The sequence below is a fragment of the Novosphingobium sp. P6W genome (assembly GCF_000876675.2).
In the GTDB taxonomy this organism is placed as follows: Bacteria; Pseudomonadota; Alphaproteobacteria; order Sphingomonadales; family Sphingomonadaceae; genus Novosphingobium.
The window spans coordinates 1475954-1497798 of sequence record NZ_CP030352.1; the positions used below are offsets into that span (position 1 = coordinate 1475954).

General features: G+C 64.7%; 20 protein-coding genes and 3 tRNA genes. 9 read left to right on the forward strand and 14 right to left on the reverse strand.

Annotated elements, in window-relative coordinates; genetic code table 11:
* Positions 1–243: 243 nt before the first annotated feature.
* From TQ38_RS07135 to rpsF, 4 genes are all read right to left on the reverse strand, one after another.
* Positions 244–1671, reverse strand: coding sequence for an AMP nucleosidase (locus TQ38_RS07135; RefSeq protein WP_043975450.1), 1428 nt, complete (start codon positions 1669–1671; stop codon positions 244–246).
* A gap of 262 nt (positions 1672–1933) precedes the next feature.
* Positions 1934–2530: a 50S ribosomal protein L9 gene (rplI, locus tag TQ38_RS07140; RefSeq protein ID WP_043975401.1), complete on the reverse strand. Its 597-nt coding sequence runs from the start codon at positions 2528–2530 to the stop codon at positions 1934–1936.
* A 14-nt stretch (positions 2531–2544) separates the two neighbouring features.
* The gene (rpsR, locus tag TQ38_RS07145; RefSeq protein ID WP_039284546.1) at positions 2545–2769 is read right to left on the reverse strand and encodes a 30S ribosomal protein S18; all 225 of its coding nucleotides are present in this window, start codon (positions 2767–2769) and stop codon (positions 2545–2547) included.
* A gap of 4 nt (positions 2770–2773) precedes the next feature.
* A complete protein-coding gene (gene rpsF, locus TQ38_RS07150; RefSeq protein ID WP_043975400.1) occupies positions 2774–3136 on the reverse strand; it encodes a 30S ribosomal protein S6 in 363 nt (120 codons plus the stop codon).
* Between the two features lie 266 nt (positions 3137–3402).
* Here rpsF and TQ38_RS07155 point away from each other — a divergent pair, with 266 nt between their 5' ends.
* The 3 genes from TQ38_RS07155 (at position 3403) to TQ38_RS07165 (ending at position 6403) form a co-directional block, all read left to right on the forward strand.
* The gene (locus TQ38_RS07155) at positions 3403–6060 is read left to right on the forward strand and encodes a M1 family metallopeptidase (protein WP_043975399.1); all 2658 of its coding nucleotides are present in this window, start codon (positions 3403–3405) and stop codon (positions 6058–6060) included.
* A 141-nt stretch (positions 6061–6201) separates the two neighbouring features.
* Positions 6202–6277, forward strand: a tRNA-Ile gene (locus tag TQ38_RS07160).
* A gap of 49 nt (positions 6278–6326) precedes the next feature.
* Positions 6327–6403 (forward strand) — tRNA-Pro (locus TQ38_RS07165).
* Between the two features lie 398 nt (positions 6404–6801).
* Here the strand turns inward: TQ38_RS07165 and TQ38_RS07170 are convergent.
* Positions 6802–7470, reverse strand: a complete 669-nt coding sequence (locus TQ38_RS07170; protein ID WP_043975398.1) for a glutathione S-transferase — start codon at positions 7468–7470, stop codon at positions 6802–6804.
* Between the two features lie 137 nt (positions 7471–7607).
* Between TQ38_RS07170 and TQ38_RS07175 the strand changes: the two genes are divergently transcribed.
* Complete coding sequence (locus TQ38_RS07175) at positions 7608–8843, forward strand: polyhydroxyalkanoate depolymerase (protein WP_043975397.1); 1236 nt, start codon at positions 7608–7610, stop codon at positions 8841–8843.
* Positions 8844–8886: 43 nt separating this feature from the next.
* Here the strand turns inward: TQ38_RS07175 and TQ38_RS07180 are convergent, their stop codons facing one another.
* Together TQ38_RS07180 and TQ38_RS07185 are read right to left on the reverse strand one after the other, a co-directional pair.
* Positions 8887–9891 carry a polysaccharide deacetylase family protein gene (locus tag TQ38_RS07180; protein ID WP_043975396.1) on the reverse strand — a complete coding sequence of 335 codons (1005 nt, stop codon included), beginning with the start codon at positions 9889–9891 and terminating at the stop codon, positions 8887–8889.
* A 55-nt stretch (positions 9892–9946) separates the two neighbouring features.
* Complete coding sequence (locus TQ38_RS07185) at positions 9947–11911, reverse strand: HAMP domain-containing sensor histidine kinase (RefSeq protein ID WP_043975395.1); 1965 nt, start codon at positions 11909–11911, stop codon at positions 9947–9949.
* A 254-nt stretch (positions 11912–12165) separates the two neighbouring features.
* Here TQ38_RS07185 and TQ38_RS07190 point away from each other — a divergent pair, with 254 nt between their 5' ends.
* Together TQ38_RS07190 and TQ38_RS07195 are read left to right on the forward strand one after the other, a co-directional pair.
* Positions 12166–12630, forward strand: coding sequence for an Lrp/AsnC family transcriptional regulator (locus tag TQ38_RS07190; protein ID WP_043975394.1), 465 nt, complete (start codon positions 12166–12168; stop codon positions 12628–12630).
* A 14-nt stretch (positions 12631–12644) separates the two neighbouring features.
* Complete coding sequence (locus TQ38_RS07195; RefSeq protein ID WP_043975393.1) at positions 12645–13166, forward strand: hypothetical protein; 522 nt, start codon at positions 12645–12647, stop codon at positions 13164–13166.
* On the opposite strand, the gene aroQ is transcribed toward TQ38_RS07195, so the two are convergent.
* The 4 genes from aroQ to TQ38_RS07220 form a co-directional block, all read right to left on the reverse strand.
* Positions 13130–13567, reverse strand: coding sequence for a type II 3-dehydroquinate dehydratase (aroQ, locus tag TQ38_RS07200; protein WP_043975392.1), 438 nt, complete (start codon positions 13565–13567; stop codon positions 13130–13132). The genes TQ38_RS07195 and aroQ overlap by 37 nt on opposite strands.
* Before the next feature lie 86 nt (positions 13568–13653).
* Positions 13654–13989 carry a hypothetical protein gene (locus tag TQ38_RS07205; protein ID WP_370059789.1) on the reverse strand — a complete coding sequence of 112 codons (336 nt, stop codon included), beginning with the start codon at positions 13987–13989 and terminating at the stop codon, positions 13654–13656.
* 67 nt (positions 13990–14056) lie between these two features.
* Positions 14057–14470, reverse strand: a complete 414-nt coding sequence (locus TQ38_RS07210) for a holin family protein (RefSeq protein WP_043975390.1) — start codon at positions 14468–14470, stop codon at positions 14057–14059.
* Positions 14471–14941: 471 nt separating this feature from the next.
* Positions 14942–15018 (reverse strand) — tRNA-Pro (locus tag TQ38_RS07220).
* Positions 15019–15369: 351 nt separating this feature from the next.
* On the opposite strand from TQ38_RS07220, the gene yajC reads away from it, so the two are divergent.
* Genes yajC through secF form a run of 3 tightly spaced genes read left to right on the forward strand, consistent with a single transcriptional unit; the run spans position 15370 to position 18382 of the window.
* Complete coding sequence (gene yajC / locus TQ38_RS07225) at positions 15370–15705, forward strand: preprotein translocase subunit YajC (protein ID WP_043975389.1); 336 nt, start codon at positions 15370–15372, stop codon at positions 15703–15705.
* Between the two features lie 60 nt (positions 15706–15765).
* Complete coding sequence (gene secD / locus TQ38_RS07230) at positions 15766–17376, forward strand: protein translocase subunit SecD (protein WP_043975388.1); 1611 nt, start codon at positions 15766–15768, stop codon at positions 17374–17376.
* Positions 17377–17389: 13 nt separating this feature from the next.
* Entirely contained in the window at positions 17390–18382 is a 993-nt protein-coding gene (gene secF / locus TQ38_RS07235) for a protein translocase subunit SecF (RefSeq protein ID WP_043975387.1), read from the forward strand.
* Positions 18383–18483: 101 nt separating this feature from the next.
* On the opposite strand, the gene rsmA is transcribed toward secF, so the two are convergent.
* Genes rsmA through TQ38_RS07250 form a run of 3 tightly spaced genes read right to left on the reverse strand, consistent with a single transcriptional unit; the run spans position 18484 to position 21797 of the window.
* Positions 18484–19329: a 16S rRNA (adenine(1518)-N(6)/adenine(1519)-N(6))-dimethyltransferase RsmA gene (rsmA, locus tag TQ38_RS07240; protein WP_240197983.1), complete on the reverse strand. Its 846-nt coding sequence runs from the start codon at positions 19327–19329 to the stop codon at positions 18484–18486.
* On the reverse strand, positions 19326–20357 hold the full coding sequence (pdxA, locus tag TQ38_RS07245; RefSeq protein WP_043975385.1) for a 4-hydroxythreonine-4-phosphate dehydrogenase PdxA: 1032 nt from the start codon (positions 20355–20357) through the stop codon (positions 19326–19328). Before pdxA ends, rsmA begins: the two co-directional genes overlap by 4 nt.
* A 21-nt stretch (positions 20358–20378) precedes the next feature.
* A complete protein-coding gene (locus tag TQ38_RS07250; RefSeq protein WP_240197984.1) occupies positions 20379–21797 on the reverse strand; it encodes a peptidylprolyl isomerase in 1419 nt (472 codons plus the stop codon).
* Positions 21798–21845 lie beyond the last annotated feature (48 nt).

Consider the following 21845-nt stretch of genomic DNA (forward strand, 5'->3'; position numbering starts at 1 on the left):
TAGGTTTGGCTGACGATTTCAGAATGTTGCAGGAGGGGAAAGAGGAAGACTTGGGGCCATTGCCCCAGACCCCTTCAATGTCGAGGTTATGCATGCAGCGTCGTTTGGCACCCACGGTGAGCCGGGAGACATTATAGCCTGCGGCAGCAAGGAGCGCGCAAGGTCGCCGCAAGCACTACGACGACACTAAAGGGGTCTGGGGCAATGGCCCCAGGTCTTCCCCTTCGCCTCAACCTCAATGCCTTACCGGAACGGTGGCTCGTTGAACGCCCGCAGCTTGCGCGAATGCAGGCGGTCGCCCTGTTCGCGCAGGAGGTCGCATGTAATCAGGCCGATCTTGAGGTGGCTGGCGATGGCCTCCTCGTAGAAGCGGTTGGCCTGTCCCGGCAGCTTCAACTCGCCGTGGAGCGGCTTGTCGGAAACGCAGAGCAGGGTGCCGTAGGGTACGCGGAAGCGGTAGCCCTGGGCGCTGATCGTGGCGCTTTCCATGTCGATGCCGATGGCGCGGCTCAGCGAGAAGCGCTTGGCGGAATCGGTGTAGCGCAGTTCCCAGTTGCGGTCGTCGGTGGTGACGATGGTGCCGGTGCGCATCCGCTTTTTCAGGTTCACGCCCCCGCCGCTGACCATTTCCGCGGCCTGGGCCAGCGCCATCTGTACCTCGGCGATGGCGGGCAGCGGGATTTCTGGCGGCAGCACCGGGTCGAGGACATGGTCATCGCGAAGGTAGGCATGGGCGAGTACGTAATCGCCGATGCGCTGGCTTTCGCGCAGGCCGCCGCAGTGGCCGATCATCAGCCATGCTTCGGGACGCAGGACCGCGAGGTGGTCGGTGATGGTCTTGGCGTTGGACGGGCCGACGCCGATATTGACCAGGGTGACGCCCGAACGGTCCTCGCGGATGAGGTGGTACGCGGGCATCTGGTGGCGGCGCCATGCGGTGTCGGACAGGCGCGCGCGGGCATTGTCGACCGGGGCGTCGATGTAGAGACCGCCCGCACCCGAGAGAGCGACATAGCCGTTCGAGCCGACCTGCTTGCCTGCCCAGTCCACGAACTCATCGACGTAGCGGTGGTAGTTCGTGAACAGGATGAAGCGCTGGCAGTGGTCCGCGCTGGTGCCGGTGTAGTGCGCCAACCGCGCGAGGCTGAAGTCCGTGCGCAGGCCGTCGAACAGGGCGAGGGGCTGCGGTTCGTCTTCGGCGAAGATGTGGATGCCGTCGGCGATCTCGTCGCCGATCATGGCAAGGTCGGTGCTGGGGAAGTGGGCCGCCAGTTCCTGCGGCGTCACTGCACCGACAGGCACACCTTCGAGGACGTAAGGGAAGGGGATTTCCTGCCCCGATGCGCTGACCGTGAATTCCACCTCGTACTCGGCCTCGATCCGGCCGAGCTGGTCGGACAGGTAATCGGCGAAAAGATGGGGGCGGGTCACCGTGGTCGCGTAAGTGCCGGGCACTTCGAGCCGGCCGAATGCGCGAGAGGCGCTGGCAGCGCGTTCGGTGCCGCGATAGGTGATGCGCAGCTCCGGATAAGTCCAGAGGCGCTTTTCGCGGCGGTCGGCGGGGGGGAGAGTACCGTGCTCGACGAAGGCGGTAATATCGGCCTTGAGAGTAGAGACAGCGGCTTCGTAGACGCGGACCAATTCCGCGATGGTTTCGTTCATCATCTGCATGGCCATCTATTACGCAATCTTCGTTTCGGCGCAATAGCAGGCGTTCGGGGCAGGGGTGTGACGGGTTTGGGCTGGGCGCCGGGGGCTTCGACAAGCTCAGCCTGAGCGGAATTCAAACCACATTTTCTTCCGGATCCCGCTCAGGCTGAGCCTGTCGAAGCCCCCGGTCCCCGCCATGCAGATCTGCGGCACAAAGGAAAAACCCCCGCTCCACGAGGGAGCGAGGGTTTTTTATTCCTCAGGCAAAAGCCAAAGGGAAAGCTCAGGCCTGAGCTTCGCCCTCTTCGGCTTCTTCCTCGATCGCGATTTCGCCGGGTTCGGCGTTCGGATCGTAGGCTTCGGTGAAGCCCGAGACGTCCTGTTCGAACATCGCGGCCATCACGTCCACGCCCTGCGTCTGCAGCTCGGCTTCGTCGGCCGAGCGGGCGACGTTGACCTTGATGTTGACGGCAACTTCAGGGTGCAGGCTGACCTTGACGTCGAAGACGCCGAGGGTCTTGATCGGGCGTTCCAGCACGATCATGTGCTTGGCGACGTTCGCGCCTTCAGCCTTCAGGCCGTCGACGATGTCACGCACCGAAACCGAACCGTAAAGCTGGCCGGAGTTCGACGAGGCGCGGATCAGGATGATCTGCTTGCCGTCGACGTTGCCCGAATCGGCCTGAGCAGCCGTGCGGCGCTCGGCGTTGTCGGACTCGATCTTGGCGCGGTTGGCCTCGAAGACCTTCTTGTTACGCTCGTTGGCGCGAAGAGCCTTCTTGTTCGGCAGCAGGTAGTTACGTGCGTAACCGTCCTTGACCGAAACGACGTCGCCGATGGCGCCGAGCTTCTCGACGCGCTCGAGGAGGATGATATCCATGGGTCAGTCCCTCCTTACTTGACGATGAAGGGCAGGAGGCCGATGTGCCGGGCGCGCTTGATCGCCTGGCTCAGCTCACGCTGCTTCTTGGCGGAAACCGCCGTGATGCGGCTGGGGACGATCTTGCCACGCTCGGACATGAAGCCCTGCAGCAGACGTACGTCCTTGTAGTCGATCTTCGGCGCGTTCTTGCCCGAGAACGGGCAGGACTTGCGGCGACGGAAAAATGCACGTGCCATGGTGTCAGTTCCCTTCGCGTTCGCGGCGGCGCGTACGCTCGCGGTCGGTCTTGCGCATCATGACCGAAGGGCCTTCCTCGTGCTCTTCCACGCGGATGGTCACATAGCGGATCACGTCTTCGTTGATCGCAGTCTGACGCTCGAGCTCGGCGACGGTGGCGCCGTTGGCTTCGATGTTCAGCATCACGAAGTGCGCTTTGCGGTTGCGCTTGATCTTGTATGCGAGATTCTTGAGGCCCCAGGTCTCGGCCTTGATGACCTTGCCCTCGTTGGTCTCGACGATCTCGGTGGCGGCGGCGGCAAGTGCATCGACCTGCGCCTGGCTGAGATCCTGGCGTGCCAGGAAAACGTGCTCATATAGAGCCACGGCAACTTCCTTTTCTCTGTCTAACCGATCGCTGGCGACCCGCAGGATTGCGGGGCCCCTCCGGCTTTCTTGGGTTTCCCGGCGGTCTGGTGACTGCGGGGAAGGCGGGCCCTTACCGGATTCTCACGCGAATGCAAGCGCGGCAGGCAAAAACGGCGGCCACGCAGGAACAAAGCCTTGCGTGCAAAGTTGCGCAGAAGGGTAAATTTGTTGCGTGCGGGAGATCGGACGTTAGCTAGTCCATTCCCGAGGAAAACGAGTCGCCCATGAAAATCAATGTTCGCTGCGCCGTGTTGGCGCTTCTTGCAGGTGCCGCCATGCCGCTGCCAGCTTTTGCCCAGTCATCGACCTCGAAGGGCGCCACCGCCGAGACGGTGACCACGCAGCTTCCGCGCAGCGTCCGCCCCAGCCATTACGACGTCACCGTCACCCCTGATGCAAAGGCGCTGACCTTCGCCGGCAAGGCCGCGATCACCGTCGACGTGCTGGAGGAGACCCGCACGATCACGCTGCAGGCCGCCGATCTGGCCATCGCCAAAGCCGCGTTGGCTACTGCAGCGGGCAAGCGTATGGGCGCGCCCACCGTCGCCATCGACAAGGATGCGCAGACCGCGACCTTCACGTTCGCCAAGGCCGTGGTGCCGGGCAACTACGTCCTGTCGATCGACTACACGGGCAAGATCAATACCCAGGCCTACGGTCTTTTCGCGCTCGACTACAGGGCGGCGGACGGCAGCGCCAAGCGCGCGCTGTTCACCCAGTTCGAGAACTCGGACGCGCGCCGCTTCATGCCCTCATGGGACGAGCCATTCTACAAGGCGACCTTCAGCCTCAAGGCCGTGGTGCCCGAAGGCGAGATGGCCGTCGCCAACCTGCCGGTTGAAAGCCGCAAGAGCGCGGGCGAAGGCCGCACGCTGGTCACCTTCGGCACCAGCCCGAAGATGTCGACCTACCTGCTGTTCCTCGGCCTCGGCGATTTCGAGCGCAAGACCGTGCAGGCTGCCGGCACCGAAGTAGGCGTGCTGACCAAGCGCGGCGACCTTGCCCAGGCGGAATATGCGCTGGAGCAGTCGGCGGCGCTGCTGCCGTGGATGAACGAATACTTCGGCGAGAAGTATCCGCTGCCCAAACTCGATCACATTGCGGCGCCGGGACGCAGCCAGTTCTTCAGCGCGATGGAGAACTGGGGCGGCATCTTCTACTTCGAGAACGCGATGCTGCTCGACCCCAAGATCGCGTCGAATTCCCTGCGCGAGCGGATTTTCACCGTCATCGCGCACGAGATGGCGCACCAGTGGTTCGGTGATCTCGTGACGATGTCCTGGTGGGACGACCTGTGGCTGAACGAGGGCTTCGCCTCATGGATGGAAAGCCGGGCGACTGCCCATTTCCACCCCGAATGGAACCCGGAGTTGACCGGCGTGGGGTCGCGCGAACTGGCGATGGCGCAGGACGGCTATGTCACCACGCACCCGATCATCACTCCGATCAAGACGGTGGAAGAAGCCAGCCAGGCCTTCGATTCGATCACCTACTCCAAGGGCGAGGCGGTGATCCGCATGCTGGAGGCCTATGCCGGTTCCGACCAGTGGCGCACGGGCGTTCAGGCCTACATGAAGCGTTACAAGAATTCGAACACGATCACCGACGACCTTTGGGCCGAGATGGAAAAGGCATCGGGCAAGCCCATCGCGCAGATCGCCCACGACTTCACGTTGCAGCCGGGCATTCCGCTGGTGAAGGTATCCGCCTCGTGCGCCGCCGGGCAGACCAGCCTGACCTTGGAGCAGGGCGAATTTACCCGCGACCGGGCCGACAAGCAGCCGCTGAACTGGCGCGTGCCGGTGCGCGCGGCGGGGCTTGACGGTGCATCTTCCGAGACGCTGCTGCAGGGCAAGGGCGCGCTTACGGTGGCGGGTTGCGGCCCGGTGGTCGTGAATGCCGGACAGTCGGGCTATTACCGCGTGCTCTACGACGCCAAGACCTTTGCGGGACTGGCGAAGTCGATCGCCAAGGTGCAGCCGGTCGACCAGCTCGGCATCCTCAACGATTCGGCGGCGCTGGGTTATGCCGGCAACCAGCCGATGGCGAACATGCTCGATGTGGTGAAGGGCCTGCCCGCAGACGCCTCGCCGCAAGTGATGGAACGCGCGGCCAATGTGATCGCGGGCCTCGCCGGCTATGCGCGCGGCAATGACAAGCGCGAGGCTGCGCTGTCGCGCTTCGCCTCCGCGCGGTTGCTGCCGGTGATGAAGCGCCTGGGCTGGACCCCGCGTCCTAACGAGCCGGTGACCGAGGGCGACCTGCGCGCCGCCCTGATCGAGACGCTGGGCGACCTTGGCGAGCCCAGCGTGCTGGCCGAAGCACGCCGCCGCTTTGTAGCGTCCAAGACCGACGAGAGCGCCATCGATCCCTCGCTACGCGTGGCGATCCTGTCCGTGGTGGCAAAGAACGCCGACGCAAAGACCTGGGACGCCCTGCACGAGTTGGCGAAGGCGGAGACTTCGGCGCAGGTCAAGACCACGCTCTACTCGCAGCTCGGCATGGCGCGCGATCCGGCGCTGGCCGATAAGGCGCTGGCGCTTTCGCTGACCGACGAGCCGAGCGTGACCACCAGCCCCGTAATCATTACCTCGGTCGCCAGCGGAAATCCGGACAAGGCGTTCGACTTCGTGTCGGCCAATTACGATGCGGTCATGGCCCGCGTCGACAGCTCGGGCGCGACCCGTTACGTCGCCAAGCTGGCGCAGGGCAGCGCCGATCCTGCGATGGTCGAAAAGCTGAATGCCTATGCGAAGGCCCATTTGCCGTCCGGTGCCCGCCGCCCGGTCGACGAGGCGGTCGCCAAGATCCAGGACCGGATCAAGGTGCAGAAAACCCGCATGGGCGAAGTGGACGCCTGGCTGGCCAAGGCCGGCTACTGATCCAGGGGCGCAGGAGCGGCAACGGCTGCTCCTGCGCCCACAGAGAAATGCATAAAGTTGCCAGAACCCCGCTTGCCTGATGGCGCATCCCCCGCTAACGGCTTCGAACCGGCTTCCTCGATGGGCCGGTAACGGCACGGCGGGCCTGTAGCTCAGCGGTTAGAGCTGGCCGCTCATAACGGCTAGGTCGCGGGTTCGAATCCTGCCGGGCCCACCAATGCCAGTCACCTGCGCTTTGGCGGGTGAATTTCATCGATACCCCCGGTCGGGGAGTGGCGCAGCCCGGTAGCGCGCTTGCTTTGGGAGCAAGATGTCGCAGGTTCGAATCCTGTCTCCCCGACCAATTTCTCCCGTTTTTTCAGGCCATCCTAGCTGTAACGCGGCTCTGACGCACGTAACCGCGCGAGCTTACGCCGTGCGTTACTCTCGAAGGATGGCAAAAGAGATCGAGCAGGTCTGCGCCGCAGAGGCCGCAAGTCGGTTCCTGCCCGGCCCGCTCGTGATGGCCGCGTCAGCTGGTTTTTTGTATCCAGCGACCGCCTTTAGGTTGCCGTACAATATCCCGGCCACAACCCTGGCACATCCTGACGTACATGCTGCCATTCCATTTATCGCTGCCCTTACGGGGCTTGTGGCGGTTGCGAAGGCAGTTGAAAATTTGAAGTATCACAGCGAATTCGTATCCATAGCTCAAGCAATCGGAGGTCTCATCGCCTCCTCAATGCCCCGCCCATAGCCATGTCAGAACTCCACGTCGAGTTCCTCCATTTCCTCCGGTTCGGCTTTTGCCGCTTCCACCCATTCGCGCATCGGTGCCCATTCGGCGATCGTGCGGCAATAGGCCGAGCATTCCGGGGGCAGGGCGACCGCGTACGTCACGAATCGCGTCGTCACCGGGGCGTACATGGCATCGGCAACGGTAGGCTGCGCGCCGAACAGGAACGGGCCGCCGAAAGTCTGCAGGCAATCGATCCAGATTGCCTCAATTCGTTCGATATCGGGGCGGGCGCCGGAGAAGACCGGAAATTTCTCGTGCCGTACCTTGAGGTTCATCGGCAGGGCCGAACGCAGGTTGGTGAAGCCGGAATGGATTTCTCCCGAGATCGATCGGCAGTGTGCCCGCGCGATCGGATCGGCAGGCAGCATTCCGGCGTCGGGAAACTGTTCGTTGAGGAATTCGGCGATGGCCAGGGTGTCCCACACGCTGGCGCCCTTGCAGGTCAGCCGAGGAACCAGGACGGAGGGCGAAAGCAGCAGCAGTTCTGCGCGGTTGGCGGCGTCGTTGGCGACGGGTTTTTCCACCACGTCCAGCCCGGCAAGGCGGCACAGCAGCCACCCGCGAAGCGACCATGCGGAGTAGGTCTTGCTGGAGATCGTTAGCGTAGCAGGGATTTCGCTGGCTTGGGTCATCGGCCTCACTCCTGGCTTTAGTGCGGGGCACTTTCGCTTGCATCAGCCTATGATGCAGCGCAGCATGAATCCAGTACCGATTGCAGCCGCCCGTCCGAATCGCGGCGGTTGCAGCGGGATCGCGGGGAATGTTGCATATGCTTTATCAGGCCTACCAGGCATATTGCGACATGCTGGCACCGGCCCGCTTCGCCGCACGCACGGCAACCGATCTTCGCGACAAGTTCCTGGGCGGCGCCGAGAAAATGCCTTCCGTCCGGCGCCTTTTCGCGCTGGCCGAAACGTTCGAGAAAGCAGCGGTCACTCATGCCCGCCCTTCTTACTCGATCAACAAGGTCATGGCGGGCAACACCATGACCCCGGTGGTTGAGGAAGTGGCGCTTTCGCTGCCGTTCGGCGACATGCTGCATTTCGCCAAGTCCGAAGTCACCGTGCCCCAGCCCAAGGTTCTCGTCGTCGCCCCGCTGTCGGGCCATTTCGCCACGCTGCTGCGCGGCACGGTGGAAACCCTGCTGCGCGACCACGACGTCTATATAACCGACTGGAAAAACGCGCGCGACGTGCCGCCTTCCGCCGGGGACTTTGGCCTCGACGACTATATCGACTACGTGATCCGCTTCCTTCGGGAATTGGGCGACCCGGCCGAGAAGCGCGGCGCGCATGTGCTGGCGGTGTGCCAGCCCTGTGTTCCGGTGCTTGCCGCCGTTGCCCTGATGGCGCAGGACGATGACCCCTGCCAGCCGCGCACGATGTCGCTGCTGGGCGGTCCGGTCGACGTGCGCGAATCGCCTACGGTGGTGAACGATCTTGCCAATGCGCAGACGTTCGAATGGTTCGAGAAGAACCTCATCCACACCGTGCCGTGGCGCTACAAGGGCGGGGGGCGCAAGGTGTACCCCGGCTTCATCCAGCTTTCCGCCTTCATGTCCATGAATTCGGCGCGGCACTACGCCCAGTTCCGCAAGCTCTACCAGCACATCGCCGATCTTGAGCAGGTCGAGGTCGACAAGATCGAGCATTTCTATGACGAATACCTGGCCGTGCTCGACCTGACGGCCGAATTCTATCTCGAAACGATCGACAAGGTGTTCCAGCGGGCGCTCCTTGCGAAAGGAGAGCTGACGCATCGGGGCCGCAAGGTGGATTGCTCGGCGATCCGCAAGACCGCGTTGCTCACCGTCGAGGGTGAGCGCGACGATATCTGCGCGGTGGGGCAGACGGCGGCGGCGCATCTCCTGTGCACCAGCCTGCGCCCACATTTGAAGCGGCACCACCTGCAGCCGGGCGTGGGTCATTACGGCGTGTTCTCCGGCTCCAAGTGGGAGCGCGAGGTTTACCCGCAGGTGCGCAACATGATCCTGGCGATGGCCTGAGCAAGGCTGTCGTCCCGGACCAACTCCGGGACGAGCGCAGGTTTCAGACCGGTTTCACCGATGCCATGATATCGGCCACGCTGGTTGGTTTCACGCCGCGCTTTGCAAGGTGCGTGAACAGCGCGCGCCACCAGTCGTAAAGCGCGTCGAGGTCCGCCTCGTTGCGCACGTAGGGGGTGTGGCCGGGTGCCAGCGAGGGGCTGTGAAACGAAAATACCAGCACCGGCAGGCCTTCGTCGATGGCGATGTCGACGCCGCGCAGCGCTTCTTCCGCCGTGATGCCCTCGGGCGTCAGCGGAATGCGTTCGAGCAGACCTACCCGCGCGAGCACGCCGCGCACCTGCGGCGCGCGCCAGAGGTGGGGGTAGATCACGTTGCCGACCTGGCGCAGCGGGCCCCAGTATACCGTCGTCAGCGGTAGTTCGAGCAGGTTCTGCTCGGCATCGGTCCAATAGGGGCGCAGCGGATGTTCGCGGTAATTGGGGCCGCCGGCGGCGCTGTAGTCCCAGCGTGCGCGTACCGAAGTATCGATGGCGATGCCGCATTCGCGCAGGATTTCGGCCGTGCGCCGGCCCAGCCCGTAGCGGCCGGCGCGGTAGATCTGCGGGGCCACGCCGAAGGCACCCTCGATCCGGTCGCGCAGGGTGTGCAGTTTCTCGCGCTCAAGCTCGAAGGGCAGGTTGCCCGCGAAGCTGTTGAACTCGGTCACTTCCTCGACGAAGGGCGGGCTGACCCAGGGGTGCAGCTGTACGCCGACCTCTGCGGTGCCGCGCGTCACGGCATCGCCGATCGCCTCGGGCGCGAAGGAGGAACAGGCGACCGGCCAGTCTATCAGGTATGAGGGGATGACCCCGAAGCTTTCGCAGAACTGCTGGAACTTGCGGAGCGCGGGCACGGCGGCGACGCTGTGTTTTTCGCGGTCGAGCGGAGCCGACCAGTCGAACTCCTCTTCGGTGTCGACAGTTACGATGAAGCGCTGGCCGAAGTCCTTGCCGAATGAGGCGAAGGCATGCGGGCCCGGCGGCTCCAGGAGATTGGGTCCCGGCAAAAAACTTTCCCCTCTGCGGGTCGCATCCGTCAGGGTGACAGGGTCTGGTAGTGCTTTAGGGCGAAAAGGTTGCCGAAGTGCTATTGCCCGCATTTACAACGGTCAAGGCAGGCAAGGACAAGTGCAGCGCATTGTCGATGCGCTGCAGCATTCCCCCGGCCGCAGCGGCTTCGGCCACGGCGAGGCGCAAGGTAAAGCCAATCCCGAACATGCCGGTGGCAAGCGATTGCCCGCGCTCTCCGGCGACCGCCTCGAACAGCGTATCGGGATCGCGCGCGGCCAGTACGGACGGAAGGGCGACGGTTACGCACACCATGCCCGCGCGCGCCAACCAGCCCAGTTCGAGTGCCTCGCCCGGTGCGGTGGAGCCCGCCAGAGCGGCGAACAGACGCCAGATCAGCCGCTCCACCTCGGCGCGGGCGACCCGCACCGGAAGGCTGGCGGCGGAAGGGTCTGATGTAAGCGCGAAGCTGCTGCCGCGCGGTTCGGTCCAGGTACGCAGGCGCACCACGGTCTGGGCAAGAACGCGGGCAAGGTCGCACTCACCCTCGTCTAGCGGCAGTGCACCGGTTTCCAGTTTCACCAGCCGGTCCAGTTCCTCGAAACCGGCGAGGATATGGGCGCAGTCTCCTGCGATGGCGGCAGCAAGCGCACGGTATTCATGCGGAGCGGGGCCGTAGAGCTGCTGCTGGATGATCTCGGCGGCAACCTGGATGGCATTCGCAGGCGTGCGCAGTTCATGCAGCACTTCGCGCATGCGGTCGGCTTCGGCGGTGTCTGCGGCGGGCGCCGAGGGCGGAGCGATAGGCGGAGAAGGACGGCGCAGGCGCCCGCAATAGCCGATGAAACCGCCGCCCTCGAAACGGGCGATGGCATCGACCTGCCACGCGCCGCTGACCGCCGGAGCCCCGGCTACGGCGATGCGCACGGAGCGCAGCGGCAGGCGCTGGCGCATGGCCGCGGCAAGATCCTGCGTATTGCCGCCCCCGTCCTGCGCGGCGGGAAGATTGAGGCCGATTACCGAGGACGCATAGGGCCCGTCCGCCCAGGCGATGCGGCCGTGCACATCGGTGGTGAAGTCGATCGCCAGCGCCAGCCGCACGGTGACGGGCGCGGTGTCGCCCAGCGGCAGGCGCGGCGCATTGGCGTCGGCGTTGGCGGCTGCGCCCACGGCGCCTTGCATCGCGCGGGCCTTGCGGAATTCCTCGATGCGCCGGACGATGGCGCCGATCCCGGCCTCGCCGGAAGTGGCTCCGCCGGACCTGCCATCCCCGGAATGGTCCGCATTGGCGGCCTTGAGCTGTAGATCCTTGTGCTGCTGCGCCGCGCGGGCCTTGGCCCAGTCGCTGAGCGAGGTTGGAGCGGGCGGCGCGGTGTCCATGCCCAGCAGTTCCAGCACGTCGTCCGACATGTCCTGGTCGACGGCGATGTTGCCGGTCGGAGCATTGAACGACGCGCGCGGTTCTTCGGGAAGCGGCGCTTCGGGATCGGGCTCGAAATCGAGGTCGGGGCCCAGGCCGAAATCCGGCGCGGGGTCTATATCTACAGCCTCATCCCCGGGCAGAGCTTCATAAGCGGCGGGCGGCAGAGCGCGGTCGCGCACGCCCAGCCGGCTTAGCAGCGCCTCTACGCGCGGCGGCAGGTCGCGGCGGTGGCGTAATATGCCGCGCGCGCGCACGGGAAGGGCGGGGATCAGCGCAAGCCAGTCCTCATCGTCCAGCCGGGCGGCGCGAATCGCTGCGCAGGCGACGTCGGGTTCGGCCTGAGCCAGCCATGCCAGAAGGCGCGGATTGGTCATCGCCTGAAGCGGCGCGCGCAGCAGGCGGGCACGGTCGGCAGTGGGGATCTGGCGGCCCAGTTCCTGCAGCCGGGTGAAGCCCGCTTCCACGGTTTCGCTGGGTTCACGCGGGTTCGGCGCCCGGCCGAGAATGTCGACGAGCTGCTTGAACTGGATACGCGCCAAGCCATCCCCAGAGGGAGGCAGGCGCAGAACCGTGGCAAGGCGATCGTCGAAATGCATTCAGTCTCCGGCGGTGCTGCCGTCATGGCAGACCAGTCCCTATGGACCCCCTATGTTTACTATAAGGAAAACAACAGGGGGAGAACCTCCTAGCAAACCAGTGGGAGAGCGGAAGAGGCCAGTTCGCATAGCACAGCAGGCGTTGCAAAGCGGGACGATTACGCTATGGCATAATAATATTACGGCACACTGACCTTTTCGATGTGTAAGTTGCAACGCGGTGATGCCGAAGCACTCCGCCGGGGAAAATTCGAATGATCAATCTCGATGAAATCGACCGTCGCCTGCTTGCCGAACTGCAGGCCGAAGGTCGGATCACGAATGTCGAGCTGGCCCAGCGTGTGGGGCTGACGGCGCCGCCGTGCCTGCGCCGCGTGCGCAGCCTTGAGGAAGCGGGCGTGATCCAGGGCTATCACGCCGATCTCGACGCGTCGAAGCTGGGCTTCACGATCACCGTCTTTGCGCTAGTCAGCCTCAAGAGCCAGGCCGAGGAATCGCTGCGCGCCTTCGAGGACCACATGAAGGGTCTGCCCGAGGTGCGTGAATGCCACATGCTCAACGGCGAGATCGATTTCATACTGAAGATCGTCAGCCGCGACCTGCAGAGCTTCCAGGAATTCCTCACCAGCAAGCTGACCCCGGCGCCCAACGTGGATAGCGTGAAGACCTCGCTGACGATCCGCACCGCGAAGAATATTCCGGGCGTCCCGCTGGGCTGAACGAAGTGGCGGCGATGACAAAATCCTCGCGGCGTTCGCTGCTGGTCGCGGTGGCTGTCGCCTTGCTGGCGGCGAATGCCTGGTGGTTCTTCCTGCGCACGCCCGAACCGCAGCGGCCGGCGTTCGAACTGGGCAGCACCGGCGGCCTGAGTGTAAACGTCGATGCCCCCGCCGCAGCGTCGGCGCCTCTGTTCGATCCGGTTCACGATGGCTGGACGGTCGGCACGGACGCCGTGCAGGATTTGCCGTCGAGGGTTCGCCGTTCCGCCCCTGCAGACACCGCTCCCGTCGTCGATTTCCTGATGGTACGCCTTGCGGACGATGCCAACTCGGAGCAGGTGCGCCGCGCGTTGCTGAGCCTTGCGCGCCAGCGGATATGTTTCGTGGCGCTGGTGGATGAGGCTGGCCTGCCGAAAGACGGCAGATACGCAGCCACTCCGGTTCACCGTATCGTTTCCGTGCGCGGGAATGATGGCGAACAGGTCGGCTGCGCGCCGCTTCAGAACCCGGCGGCGGCCTCCAAAGCCACCATATAGCTCTGCGCGCCGAAACCGGCGACGGTGCCCTTTGCGCCCATGCCAACCCAGGACTTGTGGCGAAATTCCTCTCGCGTGTGCGGGTTGGAGAGGTGGACCTCGATCACCGGCACCTTGATCGAACGGATTGCATCCAGCAGCGCGATGGACGTGTGGGTATAGGCCCCGGCGTTCAGCAGCACCGCGTGAGCACCGCTGTCCTGCGCTTCGTGGAGCCAGTCGACCAGCGCGCCTTCGTGGTTGGACTGGCGCATCTCGATGGTCATGCCCAACGCCTCGCCGCGTGCGGCCAGCATGGCGCCGATATCGTCCAGCGTCTGCGAACCGTAGATTTCGGGTTCGCGCTTGCCCAGCCGGTTGAGGTTGGGGCCGTTGAGCACATAGACCAGCTTGTTCGCCATCGCTTCGAAATTCCCGTGAACGTCAGGCGCCGAGCTTTAGCGGGGCGACCGGCGGGCGCAAGCCGCCGCAGTCCAGCGTGCCGCGGTCATTGCGGGTTGGGAAGGGGCGGGCCGGGCGGCATGTCTGCTGCGGGGGCAGGGCGCGCCTCGGGCGCTTCGGGTGCCGGGCCGCCCAGGTCCTCGTCCGGCGCGCTGTCCTCGGAGCCGCCATCGCCCGCGTAGAAGGCAGCGAGCGACTGGTCGTTGTCCCTGGCGCGGGCGGCGGATGCCTCGTGCCGGGCCTTGAGGGCGGCGGCTTCTTCAGCTGCGGCGGCCTGGGCTTGGGCGAGCTGCTTTTCCAGTTCGTCCTCACGTGAGGAACCGCAGGCGGCGAGGGCAATGGGGAGGCAGAGAGCGGCAAGCCGCGCGGTCATGCGAAACACTCGAACGCTCCTGGGTGGTGCGGATAGGGTTGGCCTTCCCCTTTAACGCGCGATGGTTAGCGTTTGCTTAGCGGTCGGACCCACGGGTCTTGCCCCACTGGCGCATCGCCGAATACCCGAGGTAGCCGGTGCCGAACAAAGCATAGAGCGGCTCCGGGATGCCGTTAAGGTAGGCGCTCATGCTTTCGCCGATGGCGCGGGCGGTGCCCGGGCTGAGTGCGCCGATCACGCCCATCGGCAAAGCCCAGAGGATCATGACGTAGATGACGTAGAGGAAGCTGGGCCGTGCGCGGCTGGTCCAGGGATCAGCGGAATTGGCCTCGGCGACGATGGCCGAAAGGCTGGCCTGCAGCATTTCCAGATCCTGCGAACTCTCCAGTTTGAGCAGTTCCAGCTTGGCACGGTCGCGCGCTTCGGGGTCTGGGACGACCTTGTCGATGATGCGGGTGACGGGGCCGAGCAGCGAATCGAGCAGAGCCATGAGCGAGTCCTTTTTCAGTAACTCGCGATCATATAACCATATCGGTTCGTGTAGGAAAACCGTTTTCGGCTTAGGCCGGGTAAATTGCGCTTACGGTTAGGTGTCGTTGAGGCCGCGCTCGTATTGGGACCGCTTGCGACGGTCAGACGTCTGACGGTATGGGCCTGCCGAGGTAGCTGGTGTCTCCGTGCCGGCGCGCTTCCCAGGCGTTCGTGCGTTCGCGGGCATATGCCTTTTGAACCCGAACCCTGCTGATGCCATAGCGCTGGGCAAGCTCGCCAAAGGTCGCGCCGTCGATGACGGCAACGTAAATGGCTGCATTGCGTGCGTCAGTGGGACTTGGATTTGCTGGGGTCATGGACTTGCTCACCCGTTCATGCGGCGAAAGGGCGCCGCGCCCGGTTCGCCGCGCCGCCAGTTCCAATACGAAAACGCCGTCTCCCACACGAAGCAGGAAACGGCGGTTTTTCTTGGTCGGGACGAGAGGATTCGAACCTCCGACCCCCACACCCCCAGTGTGATGCGCTACCAGGCTGCGCTACGTCCCGACCAGAGCGCGGCCTATAGGCAGGTCCTTTCGGATACGCAAGCGCCTCTTGCCAGGAATTTGCCGGTGCCGCTTTTTCCCGGCGCTTCAGAGCCTCCCGTCATCGGACCAGAGTTTTTCGCCGTGCTTGCGGGGCGCTTGAACGTGCTGCGTCAGACCCTATCTGCCTGCGTGTCGGCGGGGGAAGCGCGGTGAGCGCGCGTTGCCAGCGGTGCGCTTTATTGCTACCCGCGCGCATCCGGTTGCGTCCGGTCCGGGATTTTTTCCGACGGGATGCACGGCCGGCTGGCGTGCGATTCGCCGACAGGCACGCCGCGAAGCCGGCACGAAACAAAGAAGGCCCATCATTTCCATGCAGACCTCGATCCTCGCTCAGCTTGCCGCCGCCGCACCCGCCGGTGCGCCGCCGGCCTGGATTACGTACATGCCGTTCGTGGCCATGGCGCTGATCTTCTGGTTCCTCATCCTGCGCCCGCAGATGAAGCAGCAGAAGGAGCATAAGAACAAGCTCTCCTCGCTCAAGAAGGGCGATGAAGTGCTGACCGGCGGCGGATTCGTCGGCAAGATCGTCAAGGTCGACGACAACTACGCCGAGGTCGAACTGGCGCAGGGCGTGAAGGTCAAGGCGCTCAAGTCGACGATCGTCGACGTGATCCCGCCGGCCGGCTCCAAGCCCGCCAACGACTGATCCGGCCGCAATTCCAGGACGCGGCAACGCCTGCGTCCCTTTGGAGAGAAGCGATAGGCAATGCTTGAATTTTCCACCTGGAAGAAGGTCTGGTACTGGGGGCTGACGCTGGTCCTGTGCGCGCTCGCGCTGCCCACCTTGCTTTCCGTCACCAACATCCGCTGGCCCGAGGCCATCCCGCATCCGAAGATCAACATGGGCCTCGACCTTGCGGGCGGCTCGCGCCTCCTGCTCGAGGCGAACCGCGACCAGGTGGTCCAGCAGCGACTGGAGGGCATGGAGGATTCGGTGCGCACCAAGCTGCGTACCGCCGAACCGCGCATCGCCATCGGCGATGTGTCGAGCCGGGGAGGGCGCTTGTCCTTCACCGTGCGCGACAGCGGGCAGGTCGACGCAGCGCGTGAGGCGATCCTGCCGCTGACCACCGGCGCGGGCCTTTCCGGCCAGCGCGACTGGGACATTCAGGTCGTTAATGGCAACCAGTTCATACTGGCGCCAACGGCAGCGGGCATCGACCTGGCGGTCAGCAATGCGATGGAGACCGCGGTTGACGTCGTGCGCAAGCGTATCGACGCACTGGGCACCAAGGAGCCCGACATCCGGCGTCTTGGCGGCACCCGCATCGACGTTCAGGTTCCCGGCCTGCAGGACCCTGCGGCGCTGAAAGCGCTGCTTGGCCAGACGGCAAAGCTCGAATTTAAGCTGGTTGACGAGACCGCCGTGCCCAGCGACCTGGCACAGGGCATCGTTCCTCCCGGCGACGAGGTGGTGCCTTATGCCGACGCTGGTGCAGCGGGCGGACAGGCCCCGGTCATCGCGGTAAAGCGTCTGGGCGGCATCAAGGGCGATGAACTCACCGATGCCAAGCAGTCCTTCGAATCAAAGACCAACCAAGCCGTCGTCTCGATCACCTTCAACCAGCAGGGCGGCGAGAAATTCGCCCGGCTCACGACTGAGAACGTCAACAAGCGCTTCGCCATCATCCTCGACGGCAAGGTGCTTTCCGCGCCCTCCATCAATGAACCGATCCTGGGCGGTAGCGCGCAGATTTCGGGCAGCTTCAACGTCCAGTCCGCCACGCAGCTCGCCATCGCGCTGCGGTCGGGCGCGCTCCCGGTCGATCTGACCGTCGTCGAGGAACGCACCGTCGGTCCCGATCTCGGCGCGGATTCGATCAACAAGGGCGTTGTCGCCATGGCCGTCGGCACCGGCCTGCTGATGATCTTCATCCTCGTCACCTACGGGCGCTTCGGCATCTATGCCAATGTCGCGCTGGTCGTGAACCTGATGATGATCCTGGGCGTCATGGCCGTATTCGGCACCACGCTGACGCTGCCGGGCATCGCCGGCTTCGTGCTGACGATCGGCGCTGCGGTGGACGCGAACGTGCTGATCAACGAGCGTATCCGCGAGGAACGCCACCGGGGGCGGCGTGTCGTGCAGGCAGTGGAGATGGGCTACAAGGAAGCCAGCCGCGCGATTTTCGACGCGAACATCACCAACGTCATCGCCGCCGTCCTGATGGCCTATTTCGGTACGGGTCCGGTGCGCGGTTTCGCCATCGTCCTGCTGATCGGCATCGCGACTTCGGTCTTCACCGCCGTCACGTTGACCCGCATGTGGGTCGCCGGCTGGTTGCGCAAAGCGCGGCCCGCAGACTTGAACCTGTAAGGGGAGAGGACATATGAAGCTCCTCAAGCTGATTCCCGACCACACCAACATCCACTTCCTGAAGTGGCGGATCCCGTTCTACGTCGTCAGCTTCCTGCTGATCGCGGCGTCGATCGGGCTGGTCGCCACCAAGGGCCTGAACCTGGGCGTCGATTTTGTCGGCGGGCAGGTGATCCGCGTGACGTTCGAAGGCAGCACCGATGCGCCGGTGGCGCAGCTGCGCGAGGAAGTCGACAAGCTGGGTTACGGCGAGCCGATCATCCAGCGCTTCGGCCAGGCGAACGAAATCTCGATCCGCATGAAGCTGCCAGTGGGTACGGATAAAAATCCCAAGCTCGCCAGCGCGATGGCGAACACGATCAAGGCCGATATCGTCAAGAACCACCCCGGGGCCAAGATCGGCAGCGTCGATTCGGTTTCCGGTAAGGTCTCAGGCGAACTCGGCCGCAGCGCCATGCTGGCGCTTGGCCTGGCGGCGATTGCGGTGGCGATCTACATCTGGGTGCGCTTCGAATGGCAGTTCGGCGTAGGCGCGCTGTTCAGCCTTATTCATGACGTGACCCTGACGATGGGCATGTTCGCGCTGACGCAGATGGAGTTCGACCTCAACATCGTGGCCGCGCTGCTGACGCTGATCGGTTACTCGCTCAACGACACCATCGTCGTCTACGACCGCATCCGCGAGAACCTAAAGAAGTATCGCAAGATGCCGATGCCCGAGCTGCTCGACCTTTCGGTCAACGAGACTCTGGCGCGTACCATCGTGACCTCGCTGTCGATGCTGATCACCCTGCTGGCGCTGCTGTTGCTGGGCCCTGACGTGATCTTCGGCTTTACCGCCGCGATCGTGCTGGGCATCTTCGTCGGTACTTACAGCTCGATCTACATGGCCGCGCCGATCCTGATCTGGCTGGGCGTGAAGCCCGACAGCTTCGTGACCACGGAGAGCGCGATCGACCGTCAGGACCGCCTTGCCCGTGAAGCGGGTGCCCCCAAGAGGGGCTGATCCGCACACGCGGTCTGCGAAAAAGGAAAGGGCGGCGCATGATGCGCCGCCCTTTTTCGTTGCGGGGTTGTTCGCGGCGCCAGGGGTGATCCGGGACGCGCTCAGCTTTTGGGTTTGGTCAGCACTTTCGCAACGCTGACGAACTCTGCCACCGAAAGCGTTTCGGCGCGGCGCTGGGCGTCGATCCCCAGGCTCTCCAAAGCCTCCAGCGCGCCGGGCACGCCCTTCAGGCTTTGGCGCAGCATCTTGCGGCGCTGGCCGAAGGCGGCCTCCGTCACCCGTTCCAGCACCCGCATCGATACGCCTTCAGGCGCTTCGGCCGGGGTGACGTGGACGATTGCCGACATGACCTTGGGCGCGGGGGTGAAGGCGCTGCGGTGGACCTTCATCGCCAGCTTCGCGGTGGAGCGCCACTGCGCCAGAACCGCAAGGCGGCCATAGGCGGAGGTATCCGGCTCGGCGATGATGCGGCGGGCCACTTCCTCCTGGAACATCAGGGTCAGCGAAGCCCACTGCGGCGGCCAGGTTTCACCTGAAAGCCAGCCGATAAACAGCGCCGTGCCGACGTTGTACGGCAAGTTGGCGACGATGTGATAAGGGCCGTCGAACAGCGAGGCCGGGGTGATCTTGAGAGCATCGCCCTCGATGACTTTCAGCTTGCCGGGAAACGCTGCTTCCACTTCCGCGAGCGCGGGCAGGCAGCGCGGGTCCATTTCGACAGCGGTGACGCTGGCGCCTGCACGCAGCAACGCCCGCGTCAGGCCGCCAGGACCGGGGCCGACTTCGAGGACATGCTGGTCGCCGAGCGAACTGGGGATCGCGGCGATGCGGTCCAGCAGATTTTCGTCGAGAAGGAAATTCTGGCCCAGCGCCTTGGAGGCCGAAAGGCCATGCCGGGCGATGACTTCGCGCAAGGGCGGCAGGCTGGGGGTGGGAACGGTGGTCAAAGGGATCTCCTGGCGGCGCATTCACCCGCCATGCGGATCGCGGCGATCATGGCGCCGGCGCTGGCTTGGTGTTTACCGGCGATGGCGAAGGCGGTGCCGTGGTCTGGCGAGGTGCGCACAATGGGCAGGCCGAGGGTGACGTTCACGCCCTTATCGAAATCCAGCGTCTTTATCGGGATCAGTGCCTGATCGTGGTACATGCACAAGGCCACGTCGTAGCGGGTTCGTTCGTGCGCTGCGAAAAGGGCATCGGCGGGATGCGGGCCGGTGACAGTCAGCCCCTCGCTGCGCAGCGCGGCGATGGCGGGGGCGATGACGTCGCGGTCTTCAGTGCCCATGCGCCCGTCCTCACCCGCGTGGGGGTTGAGGCCGGTGATCGCGATGCGCGGGGCGGCAAGGCCGAAATCGCGGGCGAGCGCGAGGGCGACGATGCGGGCCTTGCGCTCGATCAGTTCGCGGGTGACGAGGCCGGGTACGGCGCTGAGTGCTTCGTGGACGGTCAGCGGCACAGTGCGCAGCGACGGACCGGCCAGCATCATCACCGCGTCTTCGTGCGGAACGCCGCAGGCGTCGGCAAGGAATTCGGTCTGTCCGGGCTGGGTGAACCCGACGGCCGCCAGCCTGGACTTGGCGATCGGCCCGGTAACCACCGCGCCCGCCTCCCCGGACAGCGCCAACTGCGTAGCGCGTGTGAGCGAATGGAGGGCGAGCCGGGCGCCGTCTACGGTCGGCTCGCCGAAAGAGGGTGCGCAGTCCTCGTCGCCCAGAACGGGCAGGGCGGCGGCGAATGTGGCCAGCGCATCTTGCGGGTGAGCAATGGGCGCTATCGCAAGGTCGAGACCAAGCGTGGCGGCGGCCGCTCGCAGGACGGCCGCGCCGCCGACGACGAAGAACGGGACAAGCTCCTGTTCTTCGCGCCGAACCCATGCCGTGACGATGACTTCGGGGGCGATGCCCGCCGGGTCGCCCAGCGAAACGGCGAGCGGCAAAATGGTGTGCGGGGCCGCCCCCGTCTTTCCAGGGGTCATGTCAGCAGCCCCGCCCGAAGATCAATTGTATTCGATGATCGCGTCACGGCGCAGATCGCGCAGGTAGGTCTGCGCGCGCTTGTTGACGCGGTCGTCCTCTAGCTGCGCCTGGAGCTGTTCGAAGCTCGGGCCGTCGTTGACCTGCGGATCGTCGCGGCCGCAGAGCATGAGGATGCGAATACCCTCGTCGAGCGAGCCGAACGGGGGCAGCGTTTCGCCGGGCGAAAGCTGGAGGATCGAGGTCTGGATCTGGGCGGGCAGATCGCGTGCCTTGACCTGATCGTTGGTAACGACCTGGGCGCCAAGACCGGTTGCGACCTTGTCGACATCGCCGCAGCCCTTGGCCGCCTTGATGCCGGCCGCGAAGGATTCGGCGCGCTTGCCGGCCTCGGCCTCGCTGACGCCCTTGGGGAAGGGCAGCGAGATCTGCTTCAGCGACAGGACCGCATCGCGCGGATCGGCGGTGAGGACCTGACGCTTGTCGATCAGGTAGAGGATGTCGAAACCGCCGGGCACTTCGACCGGGCCGACCAGCTGGCCGGTTTCAAGGTCACGCGCGACGACCTGCAGTTCGCTGGGAAGCTGGGCAAGGCGGACCCAGCCCAGGTCGCCGCCTACCGATGCGGTGGTGGCTTCCGAATACTGGCGCGCATAAGCGACGAAGCTGCCGCCCGAGCGCAGCTGCTGCACGATCTTCGTGGCGTTTTCATAGACCTGCTGGCGCGCGTCCGGCGCCGCCGACATGTAGATCTCGCCGAGACGGTATTCTTCGGTGCCCTTGGCCGCCTTGAGGCGGGAAAGGTTCTCGTTCACTTCGTCGTCGGAGACGTTGATGAAGGGCTGGACGTTGCGCTGCAGCAGGTTTTGCCACGACAGTTCGCCGCGGATCTGGCGCTTCAGCGATTCCGGCGAGGAGCCGATACGCTTGAGGTAAGCGTCCATTGCGCCGACGTTCTGGTTGAAGTTCTGCTGCGCCACGCGGGCGTAGGACTGGTCGATCTGGGCGTCGGCGACAGATACATCGGCAGCCTTGGCTTCCTGGATCTGCAGCGTCTCGTCGATGAGGTTGCGCAGGATCTGCAGGCGCAGGCGCTTCATTTCCTCGTCGTCGATCTTGCCCTGGTTGGCTGCGACGATGAGGGCGAGGCGCTGGTCGACGTCGGTGCCGGTAATCACGTCGCCGTTCACCACGGCCGTGGCGCGGCGGAGGTTGGGATTGTCGTTGCCGAAAATCTTAACGTCGTCAGGGATGACGATCTCGCCCTGGGGCGCGGACTGCGCCTGAACCATGCCGGCGCCGAGCGCCGAAGCGAGTGCGGCCAGGCTGCCGACGGAAACGAATGCTCGCCTGATGAACCTGCTGCGCCTGGTCTGGCTGAGCGTATTGACTGCTTGCACCGTGATTTCAATCCCGTCTTCGACCGGCCGAAGCCGGATCATCCCGGGCAGGCGCCCTGCTGGAGCGGCCTGCCGTATCGTATTGCGTAC